The organism is Mangrovimonas sp. CR14, from assembly GCF_011764015.1.
In the GTDB taxonomy this organism is placed as follows: domain Bacteria; phylum Bacteroidota; class Bacteroidia; order Flavobacteriales; family Flavobacteriaceae; genus Mangrovimonas; species Mangrovimonas futianensis.
On the sequence record NZ_JAAFZY010000002.1, the window covers coordinates 190,902 to 205,698 of the forward strand.

The following is a 14,797-nucleotide window of genomic DNA, read 5'->3' on the forward strand; positions in this document are numbered from 1 at the left end:
CATGAAATTAATAAACACAGAGATAAAAAATAAAGTTCTTCAATCGATGATTAACATCTTAGATAAAGAACGAGAACAAATTATTGAAGAAAATAAAAAAGATTTAGAAGCTTTTGATAAAGACGATCAGGCGCTTTACGATAGATTGGTGGTGAACTCATCTAAAGTAGATGGTATGATCCAAGCAGTAAAAGAAGTGATGCAACAAGAGGATCCCGTTGGACAAACGATTTCTGATATCACTTTAGACAGTGGTTTACAAGTCACAAATAAGACGGCACCATTTGGAACCATTTTAATCATATACGAATCCAGGCCAGATGTCACAATAGAAGCAGCAGTTTTAGCATTTAAGGCCAATAATAAGATTTTATTGAAAGGCGGAAAAGAAGCCATAAACAGTAATTTAATTTTAGAAAAATGTTGGCATAAAGCCTTAGAGGAAAATGGCCTCACTAAAGATTGGATTAGATTACTTCATCTCAAACGAGAGGAAACCCAAGAATTTCTTAGAAATCCATCAGAACCATTAGATTTAATAGTGCCACGTGGCGGGGAACGATTGATTAAATTTGTGAAAGACCACGCTAGTTGTGCCGTACTTGTGAGCGGACGTGGCAATAATTTTTTATATGTTGCTGAAGATGCGAATTGGAAAAAAACTGTTCAGGTGATAGTCAATGCCAAAACGGATAAAATTTCTGCTTGTAACGCTTTGGATAAGGTTTTAATAAGTAAAAACATCCCTAATTATGAGACTAAGGTTAAAGAGTTACAACAAATATTAACGAATCTCAAAGTTGATATTTTGGTAGATGACCAAGTTGGTGAAATTTTGACTAAGGCGCCTAAAATACCAAATCAAGATACCTGGAGTGAAGAATTTTTAGCTTTAAAAATTGTCTTAGCCGAAGTTGAAAATTTGGATGACGTTATTCAAAAAATCAATAAATACTCGGGCGGGCATTCAGCTGCCATTTTAACTGAAAGTAAAGAAAGGGCTGCTAAATTTATGGAGCAAGTAGATAGCGCTGCCGTTTATCATAATGCCTCTACCCGGTTTACAGACGGGGGACAAATGGGTGTGGGTGCTGAATTGGCCATAAGCACAGACAAATTACATCATCGAGGACCTTTGGGCCTTAAACAATTGGTCACCAACAAATACTACGTTTTTGGTGATGGACACATCAGAAAATAACTAAAATAGAAAAGCTATCTCCAAGAGATAGCTTTTCTATTCCGATTCAATGACTAGATTCATGTGAGGGAATGTATTGTGCAACTCTTAATTTACTGGACATCCTGTTTGGCTGAGTGCTTGTAAAGATTCTTTATAGTCCTCGTCTAAAATATTACCAACAGCATTATGGCAAAACGAACAGGCATTAATATTTCCATATTGGTCAATATACATGCCTTTTTTACCTCCTAAAAAACAACCTACCCTTCGTTGATAATACTCGTGATAGGTAATCACTGGATGATCTAAATAATTGTTTGAAAAATTATAAGCCTCATATAAAGACTCTAATAGTTCAATATTATCAGGTGACAAGGCCGTTTGTTTGTCCCTATAGTTCCCCACAGGCTTAGACTCTATAAATTGAACATAATGAACCCCTATATTTTTAGCCAAATTCATATATCTTTTCAAATTGTTATTTGAAACAAAATCATTTCTCAAACACAGGGAAAAGGCAACGACCAAGTCATTCTTCAAGGCATTTCTAGCTCCTGTAATAGCCCAGTAGTAAGCATCTTTATAATTTCGGAACGCATTATGGGAACTTTCCTCAAAATGATCTAGACTAATAAAAATCCCTGTGAGACCAGAGCTTTTTAATTTTTTTGCCGCCTCATTAGTTAAACCAAATCCCGAAGTATTGAGCCAAAAGTTTGTTTCTTCTTTGGCTTCTTTCATAAGAGACTCCATAAGGGAAATTTTTAACATAGGCTCCCCCCCTGTAAAGTGAATTTGACATACTCCTAAATCCTGTAACCTTTCAATAATTATCTTAAAATCAGACTCTGTTAATTTATCTCTTTTATTCAAAAACTCTGATGCATAACAATGTTCGCACTGTAACGGACACTTATTAGTGATTGCCAATTGAACATGATTATATCGGTAGGGATTGACATCATTGCTTTTAAAATTTAGAAGTTCAGAACCGATAAATCTTTTAAATATGTTGTCATTCCATCCCGGGGTATACAAGCTCAAATAATACTTTTTATCTACACGGATCATTTTCTTCAACCTAAATGGCCCAAAAAAAGATTTCCTCAATTGAATTAAAAAACCTAGGCTTTTAAACCAATCTAATGGGTTCTTGAAAAGAGAAAAGGCTATAAAAAACAGGGTTGTTTTCAATTTGAAATGAATCCAATTTTTTCTCCACCCCGAAATAATAGGAGATGCGAACTTTTTAACAACGCCATCTTCCCTATCCTTAGTTAAAATAACATTCCTCTTCCCTATTAATGATACCTGACTATTCATGACCTAGTACAATATCAGATTTGTAATTTAAAAACTGGAAATAGTATTCTTCTGAAAACTTAGTAAATGCTTCCTTCTCCCTAAATCTCTTCAATTCTCCAAAATCTGGAGTACCTTTATAATCTCGAATGTAATTGTAGTACCCCCTACTTTTTAAATAAAATGTCTGATTTCCACTTTTATTTTCAACATTAAAAAATACTTGAACCTCGTCACCGATGTTTTCTTGTTTTAGGTAAACTTCATTTTGAGTATCCAACAATTTGGTTACATTTTCACCATAATTTGTAATGGCTTTATTTGGTTGGATGGTTGTTATTTTTACTTGAAGGTCTTCAGAAAAATCCATTGCCAAGTAATCCAATTCCCAAAACATAAAACCCGTTTCCAATTTCAATTCTACTGTATTAGTACTTACACCCTCCAATGGAATTGGAACCACTAAATCCCTAGTAGCAAGAGGACCAACCGTTCCCAAATTTTCAACCAATTCCCATCCATTTAGTGTTTTTACACTTACTGCAAGTGGTATATGTTGATCGTTAAGCCATCTTTCAATTTTATCATATGGTTCATTCTGTTGTTTTTTTTGAAACTCATTATAATAATTCCCAAATTTCTCATTGAATTTTCCATAGATATAATCTAACCAAGGTGAATTTTTGACAGTAAGTACTAACTTGCCATTGGTCACATCTGCCGGTTTTTCAAATTGAAATATCATTTCTCTTGAAGGTGAATCGGATGAACCTACCCCATCAAATTTAAAATCTTTCAAATCGCCTTTTTCCATTATTGGGTCACTAGAAACTCGTTCACCACTTTGCATAACCAACTGGGGCGTTTGTAATTGAGAGATGGTATGAACCTTTCCTTCTTGATCTATCAAAATTTGGTCAGCTCCATCTGCCTCTAAAACCATAAGATGGACATAGTCCGTATAGTCTATTTCTTTAAGCATATTAGCTATTTTGATTTCAAAAACCCCATCCGAATTAGGCTTAAAAGCTCCCAATGGCAAATAATCATCATGTTGCATATTGGGCGTAATAGTACCAGGGTATAGTTCTCCTGTAAATGCATATCCCTGATCATTTTTCACATATACAAAAGGACAGGAACTTTTCATTGCCAAGGCTACCAGACCTGCAACAAGAAAAACCCCTCCAACAATAGAAACTCCAGTCAAAATGGATGTGACCGTAGATTTAGTTTTATCATATTCATTAAAGGATATTTTGTCCACGTTGTCAAAAGGGATATCAACTTTTGAGTTATATTCAAACGTTCGATTATCCTTTAAATAAAAATGCACCTCAATTAATGGTTTCTGTTTCTTTTTACTGTAAAGGATAGATTTTTTCTTATCTCTACTCTTTTTATACAAATGTTCATTCGAAATAGACCCAATCTCTCCTGAAAAGGTTTGATTATCCTCATTAACAACCATATTTCTCAGACTCCAGAACTTTGCTCCAGAATGAATAACCACATACTTTTCAGCAGCATTTAGTCGGTTAATTTCATTTGAGACCTCCTCGCTCGAAACCATAGGAACATCCTGAACTTTAAAATAAGAGCAGGATATGGATAGATTAAGCACTGCTAATGACGTCAATATTGACATCCATTTCAAAATGTATTGGGGGATCTTAATTAAACTGCCTGTAGCTTTCATACGTTAAGTTATTTAAATTCCACATCGATCTTTTATAGTCATCAACCCGTAACAATTAAGGAAGTAATTTTATGGTTAACCTAGGGCTGTAAAATTTAATAATGAGAATTTCTAACTATTTCTATAACAAGAGATGAGATAAAGTAGCTGTAGACATTACTCCAATTGATTTGAAGTAATTATTTGGGTCCTTAATTGGGCCAACTGCCCAAATAAAGAGGTTTCAGAAATTATAATTGGTTTCTTAAATATACAACTTTAAAGCAAGTACTTTATTTTTTGTATCCACATTTATTCAGGATAGAATCTTAAAATAAGTATATACAATTCATTCTTTAAGTTTGCTTTAACTTCTCATAATTATATATAAACAAATCTCGCTTTAATTATTCTTTCAAAATTCCGAAATCATCTGTTTGGACAATATCTGGAAGTCCAACGATAATATTGGACTATACAGAAATACTATTTTGATATTCGGAAGGTGTCATTGCAGTGAATTTTTTAAATGCAGAATAAAAGGTTGATTTTGAGTTGAAGCCACATTCCAAGCCAATTGATATGATCGTATAGTTTTTAAATGCGGGATCTCCCAAGAATTCTTTTGATTGTTCAACCCTGAGAGCATTGATATAATCTGAAAAATTATTGTTACCATAAGTATTGACCAATTTTGACAAATGACTGGAGCTCATCTCAAGATCCTGAGCTAACCCATTCATGGTTAAATTAGGATCTAAGTATTTTTGGTTATCAACTATAAAGTTGTTGACCTTTTGAAACTCTTGTTCGTGTTTCTCACTTAAATCAGCCGTTACCAAGTTCATTCTTATAGAATTACCCTTTTCAGCTAAGTTTTGCCTAAGCTTCATACGATCCTTCACTACATTAAAACGATAAAGCCCATGATATCCAATCCAATATAAGAGTACAGATGAACTTAATTTCAAAAGGCTGTAAAGCGACTTATCGCCAAAAAAGATATCAAACACTTTAGCCAACATCCAAAAGAGCATAATGAGCGAACCTAGTTTTAAAAATAATTTGATCCAACTTATATCATCAAAACTCAAAATGTTTCGGTATTCATCTTGCCGTTTGAAAACTAAAACACTGCTTTTGTAAAAAACAAACAAACTAAATGATAAGGTAAAAAAATCTTCTATAACAGTATACTTTGCAATAAGATTTTCATCAACCAACCCATCATTATTTTTAACATAAATAATCAAGCAAACCCTAATAAAGACTTGAACCATAAAGACAATTACGGTAAATCTCATAAAGGTTTTCACTTTATCCTCAACTTGCAGGAAATATCTTAAAAAAGAAAAGAAAGCAGGCAGTATAAACACATGCCATGGAACTAACATTTGTTTTAAAAAGAAAACATTATTAAAAACCCCATGGTAGGTAATCCATGCCTGTAAATTATTTAAAGCAATGAAAAGAACTGTCAAGTTCAAATAAAAAACAACTTTATGCACATTGCTTTTTGACAACCAAGTAATCAAATTAAATACAAAGGCCTGTAAAACACCCGCAATAAGAAAAAAGTTAATTATTGAATTAAAATCCATTTGGAAATTGACTAGTTAGTTAAAAAACTCCAAGAATTGGAGCCCTTTTCAGCAACTTAATTTACAAAAAAGTATGGTAAATAAATCAATATTAAAATTACATTAAAAAGACAAAATGTTTATAATTCTGATTTTCAAGTAAATAAAACACCCGATTTGTAATTCAAATATTTCAATTCTACTTTATCTCAATTTTTTGTAACATTTTCTTTTGATTTTACGTATAAATAAAAGCATAGCGCATAAACCTTAATATTATTATTCCATTATTTAGATGAGACAACTAAAAATTACGAAGCAGGTTACCAATAGAGAAACTGCTTCGCTGGATAAATATCTTCAAGAAATTGGTAAAGTTGACTTGATTACTGCCGATGAAGAAGTAGAATTAGCACAACGTATTAAAGCCGGAGATCAAGTTGCTTTAGAGAAACTAACTAAAGCTAATTTACGTTTTGTGGTTTCGGTAGCAAAGCAGTATCAAAACCAAGGGCTTACCTTGCCAGATTTAATTAATGAGGGAAATTTAGGGTTAATTAAAGCTGCCCAAAGATTTGATGAAACTCGTGGATTTAAATTTATTTCCTATGCTGTTTGGTGGATTAGACAATCTATTCTTCAAGCATTAGCGGAACAATCAAGAATTGTTCGTCTTCCACTAAACAAGATTGGGTCTATCAACAAAATTAATAAGACTTTTGCCTTTTTAGAGCAAGCTCATGAACGTCCACCAAGTGCTGAAGAAATTGCCAAAGAATTGGACATGACTATCAATGACGTGAAGGAGTCTATGAAAAACTCTGGTCGCCATGTTAGTATGGATGCTCCTTTAGTAGAAGGTGAAGATTCTAACCTGTATGACGTTTTAAATAGTGGTGAGTCTCCTAACCCAGATAAAGAATTATTGCACGAATCCTTACGCACTGAAATCGAAAGAGCATTGGAAACATTGACTCCGCGTGAGGCTGATGTGATTCGCTTGTATTTCGGTTTGGGAAATCAACATCCTATGACCTTGGAAGAAATAGGAGAAACCTTTGATTTAACACGTGAACGTGTGAGACAGATTAAGGAAAAAGCTATTAGAAGACTAAAACATACCTCAAGAAGTAAAATATTAAAAACCTATTTAGGTTAGTAATTTTAATAAATTACGACTATATTACCAGCACAACAGTTACAAAACATAACTGTTCGTTTTTTGATTGATGAAAGAACCCTCGGAGTGATGACCGAGGGTTCATTTTTTTATTCTATTTTTGCAAAAAATTTATTAAATGGACTCAAAAATTATAGCACCCTCACTTTTAGCCGCAGATTTTGCAAATCTTCAAAGAGATATTGAAATGGTTAATCAAAGTGAAGCCCAATGGTTTCATATTGACATTATGGATGGTGTCTTTGTTCCTAATATTTCATTCGGCATGCCAGTTTTACAAGCCATCTCTAAGCACGCCAAAAAACCTTTGGATGTCCATTTAATGATAGTTGATCCAGACAGATATATCAAAACTTTTGCTGATTTAGGAAGCACCAATTTAACAGTGCATTTTGAAGCCTGCACACATCTACACAGGACTTTGCAAGCCATTAAGGCAGAAGGTATGAAAGCTGGTGTTGCTTTAAATCCGCATACCAACATTAATCTTTTAGAAGACATCATTAACGACATTGATTTAGTTTGCTTAATGAGCGTTAATCCAGGTTTTGGAGGCCAAAGTTTCATTAAGAATACATACCATAAAGTTTCTCAATTAAAAGATTTAATTGACCGTAAAGGTGCTAAAACTCTAATAGAGATTGACGGAGGCGTTACCAATCAAAATGCTAAGGAGCTTGTTGATGTTGGTGCTGATGTATTAGTGGCCGGAAGTTATGTATTTAAAAGCGACAATCAACTTGAGACTATTAAAGACCTAAAGGATCTGGCTAATTCTTAGAGGCTACTTATTTATAGTCCTTTTTTAGGTATTACTTCCGTAACCATAGCTATAACCATAGTTATAACCATAGGATTTTCCTGCTGTTACTCCATTTAGAACATATCCCATATTTTTCAACCTGCCAGAGTCATGCAAGCCTTTGGAGAACTCTAACAGATTTTTCTCTGTATAATTGGCTCTTATTAAATAAATGGTTGCGTCTGCAAATTGAGAAATCATGGTCGTATCTGTAACCAAAATGGTTGGAGCCGTATCTACAATAACATAGTCGTAAATTTCCCTTGCCTCATTTAATAAATCTTCAAAACGACCATTGGTTAATAATTGTGCTGGATTGGGAGGAATATTCCCAGAAATTAATATGTCATGGTTATTATGCTTTTCAAATCCCTTGAGTAAAGATTTTTTCCAGTCAAATTTAGGATCGTGAAGATAATTAGAAAGACCCGCAGTATTTTTACTAATCCCTTTTTGTACATAATTATGAATTTGAGGATTCCTTAAATCAGCACCAATTAAAAGAATTTTTTTATTTAGGCTGGAAAGGGCCAACGAAAGGTTTAATGCCACGTACGTCTTACCCTCCCCCTTAATAGTAGAGGTGCAATATATAACTTTCCCTTTATCAACATCAATTTTCTGATTACTTGAAGAAATGAGGTAATTTACATTGGACCCCAAAATCCTAAAGGCCTCAGCCTGAGTTGAGGTATCATTAGGATCTACGAAAACGAGATGATGATCTTTTACCATGGGAAGTTCTGAAATTATAGGAACATCTGGTATCACTAATTCAACATCGCGCTTACTTTTAACCTTTGTATTCAATAAGAAGACCAAATAAATAATCCCAAAAGGAAGTGCTAAACCAGTGATAATTGCAGTTAGGTAAACATTCTTAGATGATGGAGAAATAGGTATTGAATTTGACAAAGCGTATTCCACAACCTTAACTGAAGGCTCTGTGATCGCTAAATTGATAGCAGCTTCTTCTCTCTTTTGAAGTAAAAAAAGATAAAGACTTTCCTTAATTGATTGCTGCCTTTGAATAGCTCTAAACACCTTTTCTTTCCCTGGTAATGTCGAAACTTGGGATGTGAATTTCTTATTCCTAGATTCAAAACTTCTTCTTGAAGCCTCTAATTGATTTTTGTAAGCTTTTAAAGAAGCATTAATATTTTCCTTGACATCAGCAATTTTAGAGTTGAGCAATTTTACGGTAGGATTATTCTCCATGGCACTTACGCCAAATTCATTCCGTTCAAATATTAAATCATTATATTGACTAACAAGTGAATTGACATCCCCGCTTTCCAATCCAATATTTGAAGGTAATAGGTCAGATATACTATCCGTTTCATTTAAAGTCTCAATTAATAGTTCCGAAAGCATAATTTGGTTTTCTACGTCATAAACCAATTGTTCAGATTCATTCATCTGTCCAACCTCTAGAGCCGCATTGGCTTCAAGGGAAATTAAATTATTTTCCTGCTTAAAGTCCTTTATTTCTCCTTCAATGGAATCTAACTCTCTTGCTAAATAATTAAATCGTTCATCAATAAAGTTGATTGTTCTCCTAGAAACTTCTTGACGGTCGTTGATACCATCTCTATTGAAAATTTGAATTAAGGTATTAATTACCATTTCAAGTTTGTGAACACTTTCCCCTGAATAATTGATTTGCAATAAATCACTATTATTACCAATAACACTTATGTTTATTTGTCCTTTAAGCTTTTTGGTTGCTTCTTTAATCGGGATTAGCCTTAAAAGATATGATTTGCCAACATAGGATTTAATGTTCAAATTATTATTTACTTTAATCTCAAATGGCAGTTTGTGTTTAACCTTGTAAGTATTGTATTCCGGTATTACTATCGGAGTTTCAGAATCCCCACTATAAATATCTAAACCATAATCTTTAACATCAATGGTATAGCTTCCCCACCCTATACTATCATTGTCAATAGTTTTAAGTAGTTCAAAAGGGAAACCACTAATTTCGGTAGTCCTTATACTTCCAACATCATAATACTCCATCGTTAGGTCTAATTCTCTTACGACCTTTTCCATGATACGATAAGATTTAAGAACCTCTATTTCATTAGCCAAATTAATATTAGACCTACTAAATACGAAAGCTGCTGTAGGGAGCTCTAAGCCCTTCCCCTTATTTAATATTTTAATTTTGGCAGTTGAAGCATACACCTTTGGTTGGTATCTTAAATATAATACCCCTAATATTAAAAAAAGTATAACTGTAATAACAAACCAATACCAATACTTACCATACTTAAAAAATTGTTGTTTGATAAAATCCCCTTGACTCCCTTTAGATCCAATAATATTTGAAGTATCCGGATTCATAAGTTTGTAATTAGAATATAAGTAGAAATAAATAAAGTTAAAATCCCCACCGTGGAAGCAATATCCTTTAAATAACCAGCTTGTTTCACCCTGGGACTATTTGGGTTAACTATAATTAAATCATTTGGTTTTATTTGATAAAACGGACTGTTAAACACTTCTCCCGATCTAATATCAATAGTAGCTATTTGTCTTTGCCCATCACGCTCTCGAATGAACATGATATCATTTCGCTTACCATTGATTTGTAAATCACCCGCCATACCAATGGCCTGAAAAATGGTAATGTTATCCTCACTAAAATTATATGTTCCTGGCCTACCAACTTCTCCCAAAATGGTAAATCTAGCGTTCAACAAACGAATCATAACAGTTGGATCGGTCAAATGACCATCATCCTCCAAAATCTTTACTAAATCTTTTTGTAATTCTTTTACCGTTTTATCCTCCGTTGAAATCTCTCCTAAAATAGGTAAAATAATAGTATTATCAGGAGATACCAAATAACCCTGCATTAGCATCATAGCATTTCCACCATTACTACCTCCCATATTCCCATTTTGCTGACCAGTTGTTGGTTTATTATAAGGTTTGGCAGTTTCTTCCACCAATGCACCTATATCAATTTTTAAAATATCATTTGGCTGAATTTTTGGACTCTCATATTGATAGTTGGTATTATTGAATTGTTCCGAATCCTGTAAATACCAAATTTCTTTTTTCGTGGCACACGAGTTCACAAAAAAAATTATGGGAAGATAAATACGAAATATGTTTCTCATTGAATAATTGATAGAGTTACAAATATAACTCATTATAAGAACTAACAAAGCAATAAGGAAAATAGAACCTAAAAAATGTTAAGTTGTTCAGAAACTCTTAAGGCAATTTGAGAAATTTTACTATTCAATTTCACACGTTTAATCCAATTGTAAATAAAGAAAATGGAATACAAAGCAACTCCAGAAGCAATAAGTGTAAATAACTGCACGTGGATATCCCAGTCACTGCACCAATAAGTAATCATAACTAGAACGCCATTGATTGCAACTACCCAACCTGTGGTTTGTATATGTGAAAAGCCAAGTTGTAGAAATTTGTGATGCAAATGATTATTGTCAGCCTCAAAAGGACTTTTTTTCAAAATAAACATTCTAAACAGAAAAATTCTTAAGGTATCCAATAAGGGAAAAAACACAAAAGAAAGGGCAAGAATTGGGGCCGATTTATAATACTGGCTGTAATCCATACTTTGTGAGCTACCTATAAATCTTACTGCAAAAAATGCAATTAAAAAGCCTACTAGCATCGATCCGGTATCACCCATAAAAATCTTATGATTTCTTGAAAAATTCAATCTTAAGAAAGGAACCAACGCTCCAATCAAAGCAATTGAAATAGTTGCCATACTAACATCCTTAGCAGAAATAAATACAATGGCAAACATGGCACTTGCAAATAACCCCAAAGAACCAGCTAACCCATCAATACCATCAATTAGATTAAAGGCATTGATTATTAATAGGTATACGAAGAGCGTGAAAATAACAGAAACCCAATAAGGTAATATATAAATATCTAACAATCCGTGCAGACTTGAAATCCTTGTATCTGTAAAAATCATTAACAATCCGGCTGCTATTAATTGACCAACAAATTTCTTTTTTGGTGATAAAATCAAAAGATCATCTTTCAAGCCCAAGAAAAAAAGTAGTGTCAACCCTCCAAGAAGTAACAATAAAATTTTCGTATCCAATAGTGCTCCTATTGTTGTAATAACAACAACAATACTTAGAAAAATACCTATTCCTCCTAGTGTAGGAATTTTTGTTGAATGCATACTTCTTTCACCTGGCTCATCCATTAAATGCTTTTCATGAGCGACAAATAAAATAGTTGGAAAAGACAAAAAGGAAACTATAAAGGCTAACACAAAAGTAATAGTCAGCCAAATTCCCAAGTAATCTACAGGATTGAAGTAATCAAGTATTTCCTTTATCATATTAATTAATAGCTTTATTAAGAATCCTAAGATTCCTAACCTTTAACAAATTTACGACAATAATCTACAAATTAGACGTCTTGGGATAAAATTACTGAATATGCAACGATTCTTCGTTTAATTAATCCTTTCATAAATTAAACACTAAATTATTGCAATTTTAAGGGATTTTTCCAAAATTAATGTTAAAGCTATTAAAAGGAATTGTTATCAAACTACTTCTTAATCCATTGAGGAATCTTAGAAATATTCTTGAGACCAACAGTAACCAAGGGCAAGGGTAAACCATTTGATTTTGCAGCAATTAGATCTTCCCTAGTTTTTCGAATTAGATTTTTGAGGCTTCTATTGCTAGCACCACCAACTCGCATTTTTACTACAGTTTTTTCTAAGAAAGCAAACTTAAATTCAGGGTTTTTAAAAATTCTGAGAATGAAATCATAATCTGCTGCAATTTTAAACTTTGTATTGAAAGCACCTTCTTTTTTATAAATACTACGATTCAAAAATAAAGTGGGGTGAGCTGGCATCCAGCCACGATTCAACAAAGATGGTTTAAAATTTTGACTCTTCCAGTTCCTAATGACATGTGAACTATCATTAAAATCAACATAATGAAGGTTGCCGTAAACTCCATCTACTTTTTCTGAATCAAAAAGTTCCACTATACTTTTCAATATATCCTTTGAAGCCAAATAGTCATCTGAGTGTACAAATCCAATAATATCTCCTGTCGCCAATGCAATCCCCTTATTCAGCGCATCGTAAATACCATTGTCCTTTTCAGAAACCCAGTTAACATTGCTTTTCGTATTGGCATATTCTTTAATTAAGTCTACGGTCCCATCCAGCGACCCTCCATCAATAATAATATGCTCAACATTAGAAAAGGTTTGGTCTAAAACCGAATCAAAACAAGTTTGAACCGTTTTTTCACTGTTGAAGGTGGCGGTAATAACAGAAATTTTCATTTCCTACTATATTCTATTCTTTTTTCATAAGGTAATTACCCAAAACAAGAATATCAAGGTTGGTCCTAAAAAAACAATCCAAGGCTTCTTTCGGATGGTTGACAACCGGTTCATTTTCATTAAACGACGTATTAATCAAAATTGGAATTCCTGTTTTTTCATGAAACTTACTAATTAAAGCATGGTACCTTGGTCTCAATTCTTTTCTAACTGATTGAAGCCTTCCAGTACCATCAACATGTGTTACTGCCGGTATGAATTTTCTTTTCGCTTCTTTTATTGGCAATACCCTCTCCATAAATGGTGTAAATTGATAATTTTCAAAATATTCTTCCCCATACTCTTCTAATATACTTGGAGCAAATGGCCTAAATGATTCCCTTTTTTTAATTTTTTCGTTTAATAGTTGTTGTGCTCTAGCATTCCTTGGATCTGCTAATATAGAACGGCTTCCCAACGCTCTTGGGCCAAACTCAGCCCTACCATCAAAAAACCCAACAACGGCACTCTCACTTATTGCTGTAGCCAACACCTCAAATAATTCGGCATCTTCTATAAATTGCGCTTCAATTCCCATATCGTCTAATATCGATTTAATCTGATCATTAGTAAATGATATTCCTAAATTCGCATTAAACAAAGGAGATATCCTTTTATTATTCAAATCGTTAAAGAAATAATATTGGGCCGCTCCCATGGAAATGCCTGCATCATGACCAGCACTCGGAACATATAAATTTTCAAAAGGTGTATTTCCCAATATTTTACCATTGGCAACACTATTTTGAGCCACTCCGCCAGCAATACAAACATTCTCTAATCCTGTTAACCTATATGCTCGATTTAGGATTTCGAAGATCAACTCTTCTGTGCGTCGTTGTAAACTACATGCTATATCTTTGTGGCGTTGTGTAAACTCATCCCCTTTATTCTTTTTGGCTCCAAAAACAACTTCAAATTTCTCCCTGTTAAAAAGTGGACTCACCAAAGGCATATTTTTCTCATAGGATATGACTCCGCCGCTCAAATTAAAATAAAGGTCATCCCATTCCAATATATTTTTATCTCCAGTCCAAATCAATTGACGCATTGCTTCCAAGTAAGTAGGGTTTCCATATGGTGACAAACCCATTACTTTGTATTCATCGCCATAATAAGGAAAACCCAAAAACTGTGTGAAGGCAGAATAAAAAATTCCAATACTTATCGGAAAGTCCTGGGATTCTATCACCTCTATTTCACTTCCCTTGGCTTTACCAATCATCACCGTAGAAAAATCTCCCGACCCGTCTATTGAAACAACAGCTGCCTCCTCAAAAGGGCTTGAAAAAAAGGCCGAGGCTAAATGGGCTCTGTGATGTTCAATAAATTTTATTTCGGGGCAATAACCAAAAAAATCTTTAATTACATCCTTAATAGACTTCAAATCATTTCTATTTGAAAAACGCTGTTTAAACAATCCAAAGGCTACATTTTTGTTCGTCAACCCGTACTTTATTTTATTTTTCAATTTTGCTTTCGGATCTCTCCCTATACAAATTGCCGAAACGTCTTCAAGGGTAATTCCTTCAGACTCCAAACAAAACTCAATAGATTTTAATGGTAGTCCCGCCCAATGTTTAATACGTTCAAAACGCTCCTCTTCTGTAGCATAAATAACCTCCCCATCTTTTAACAAAGCTGCTGAACTATCTGCGTGAAATGCATTGATTCCTAATATATACATTATTCTGTTTTTTTTTACAAACCT

Annotated in this window: 11 protein-coding genes; 3 read left to right on the forward strand and 8 right to left on the reverse strand. The window is 33.5% G+C overall.

Annotation, left to right across the window (positions count from 1 at the left end):
- Position 1: 1 nt before the first annotated feature.
- On the forward strand, positions 2 to 1,201 hold the full coding sequence (locus GZ212_RS04180) for a glutamate-5-semialdehyde dehydrogenase (RefSeq protein WP_166957533.1): 1,200 nt from the start codon (positions 2 to 4) through the stop codon (positions 1,199 to 1,201).
- A gap of 87 nt (positions 1,202 to 1,288) precedes the next feature.
- Here GZ212_RS04180 and GZ212_RS04185 read toward each other — a convergent pair whose 3' ends face one another.
- The 3 genes from GZ212_RS04185 to GZ212_RS04195 all read right to left on the reverse strand — a co-directional run bounded on the left by GZ212_RS04185 (position 1,289) and on the right by GZ212_RS04195 (position 5,764).
- Complete coding sequence (locus GZ212_RS04185; protein WP_166957535.1) at positions 1,289 to 2,506, reverse strand: radical SAM/SPASM domain-containing protein; 1,218 nt, start codon at positions 2,504 to 2,506, stop codon at positions 1,289 to 1,291.
- A complete protein-coding gene (locus GZ212_RS04190) occupies positions 2,499 to 4,184 on the reverse strand; it encodes a hypothetical protein (RefSeq protein ID WP_166957537.1) in 1,686 nt (561 codons plus the stop codon). The genes GZ212_RS04185 and GZ212_RS04190 overlap by 8 nt, the downstream gene beginning before the upstream one ends.
- 452 nt (positions 4,185 to 4,636) lie before the next feature.
- Complete coding sequence (locus GZ212_RS04195; RefSeq protein WP_166957539.1) at positions 4,637 to 5,764, reverse strand: helix-turn-helix transcriptional regulator; 1,128 nt, start codon at positions 5,762 to 5,764, stop codon at positions 4,637 to 4,639.
- A 274-nt stretch (positions 5,765 to 6,038) separates the two neighbouring features.
- Between GZ212_RS04195 and GZ212_RS04200 the strand changes: the two genes are divergently transcribed.
- Complete coding sequence (locus GZ212_RS04200; protein ID WP_053971370.1) at positions 6,039 to 6,902, forward strand: RNA polymerase sigma factor RpoD/SigA; 864 nt, start codon at positions 6,039 to 6,041, stop codon at positions 6,900 to 6,902.
- Between the two features lie 139 nt (positions 6,903 to 7,041).
- Positions 7,042 to 7,704: a ribulose-phosphate 3-epimerase gene (gene rpe, locus GZ212_RS04205; RefSeq protein ID WP_166957541.1), complete on the forward strand. Its 663-nt coding sequence runs from the start codon at positions 7,042 to 7,044 to the stop codon at positions 7,702 to 7,704.
- A 24-nt stretch (positions 7,705 to 7,728) separates the two neighbouring features.
- Here the strand turns inward: rpe and GZ212_RS04210 are convergent, their stop codons facing one another.
- From GZ212_RS04210 to GZ212_RS04230, 5 genes are all read right to left on the reverse strand, one after another.
- On the reverse strand, positions 7,729 to 10,074 hold the full coding sequence (locus GZ212_RS04210) for a tyrosine-protein kinase domain-containing protein (protein WP_166957543.1): 2,346 nt from the start codon (positions 10,072 to 10,074) through the stop codon (positions 7,729 to 7,731).
- A complete protein-coding gene (locus tag GZ212_RS04215; protein ID WP_166957545.1) occupies positions 10,071 to 10,856 on the reverse strand; it encodes a polysaccharide biosynthesis/export family protein in 786 nt (261 codons plus the stop codon). The genes GZ212_RS04210 and GZ212_RS04215 overlap by 4 nt, the downstream gene beginning before the upstream one ends.
- 68 nt (positions 10,857 to 10,924) lie before the next feature.
- On the reverse strand, positions 10,925 to 12,076 hold the full coding sequence (locus GZ212_RS04220; RefSeq protein ID WP_166957547.1) for an MraY family glycosyltransferase: 1,152 nt from the start codon (positions 12,074 to 12,076) through the stop codon (positions 10,925 to 10,927).
- A 215-nt stretch (positions 12,077 to 12,291) separates the two neighbouring features.
- Positions 12,292 to 13,047 (reverse strand): glycosyltransferase family 2 protein, encoded by a 756-nt coding sequence (locus tag GZ212_RS04225; RefSeq protein ID WP_166957549.1) that lies wholly within the window; start codon positions 13,045 to 13,047, stop codon positions 12,292 to 12,294.
- A gap of 13 nt (positions 13,048 to 13,060) precedes the next feature.
- Positions 13,061 to 14,773 (reverse strand): carbamoyltransferase C-terminal domain-containing protein, encoded by a 1,713-nt coding sequence (locus tag GZ212_RS04230; RefSeq protein ID WP_166957551.1) that lies wholly within the window; start codon positions 14,771 to 14,773, stop codon positions 13,061 to 13,063.
- Positions 14,774 to 14,797: the final 24 nt, after the last annotated feature.

Bases quoted from the DNA above. Each gene is read 5' to 3' on its own strand.
- GZ212_RS04180 (WP_166957533.1), top strand. From the start codon at position 2: ATGAAATTAATAAACACAGAGATAAAAAATAAAGTTCTTCAATCGATG.
- GZ212_RS04185 (WP_166957535.1), bottom strand. From the start codon at position 2,506: ATGAATAGTCAGGTATCATTAATAGGGAAGAGGAATGTTATTTTAACT.
- GZ212_RS04190 (WP_166957537.1), bottom strand. From the start codon at position 4,184: ATGAAAGCTACAGGCAGTTTAATTAAGATCCCCCAATACATTTTGAAA.
- GZ212_RS04195 (WP_166957539.1), bottom strand. From the start codon at position 5,764: ATGGATTTTAATTCAATAATTAACTTTTTTCTTATTGCGGGTGTTTTA.
- GZ212_RS04200 (WP_053971370.1), top strand. From the start codon at position 6,039: ATGAGACAACTAAAAATTACGAAGCAGGTTACCAATAGAGAAACTGCT.
- rpe (WP_166957541.1), top strand. From the start codon at position 7,042: ATGGACTCAAAAATTATAGCACCCTCACTTTTAGCCGCAGATTTTGCA.
- GZ212_RS04210 (WP_166957543.1), bottom strand. From the start codon at position 10,074: ATGAATCCGGATACTTCAAATATTATTGGATCTAAAGGGAGTCAAGGG.
- GZ212_RS04215 (WP_166957545.1), bottom strand. From the start codon at position 10,856: ATGAGAAACATATTTCGTATTTATCTTCCCATAATTTTTTTTGTGAAC.
- GZ212_RS04220 (WP_166957547.1), bottom strand. From the start codon at position 12,076: ATGATAAAGGAAATACTTGATTACTTCAATCCTGTAGATTACTTGGGA.
- GZ212_RS04225 (WP_166957549.1), bottom strand. From the start codon at position 13,047: ATGAAAATTTCTGTTATTACCGCCACCTTCAACAGTGAAAAAACGGTT.
- GZ212_RS04230 (WP_166957551.1), bottom strand. From the start codon at position 14,773: ATGTATATATTAGGAATCAATGCATTTCACGCAGATAGTTCAGCAGCT.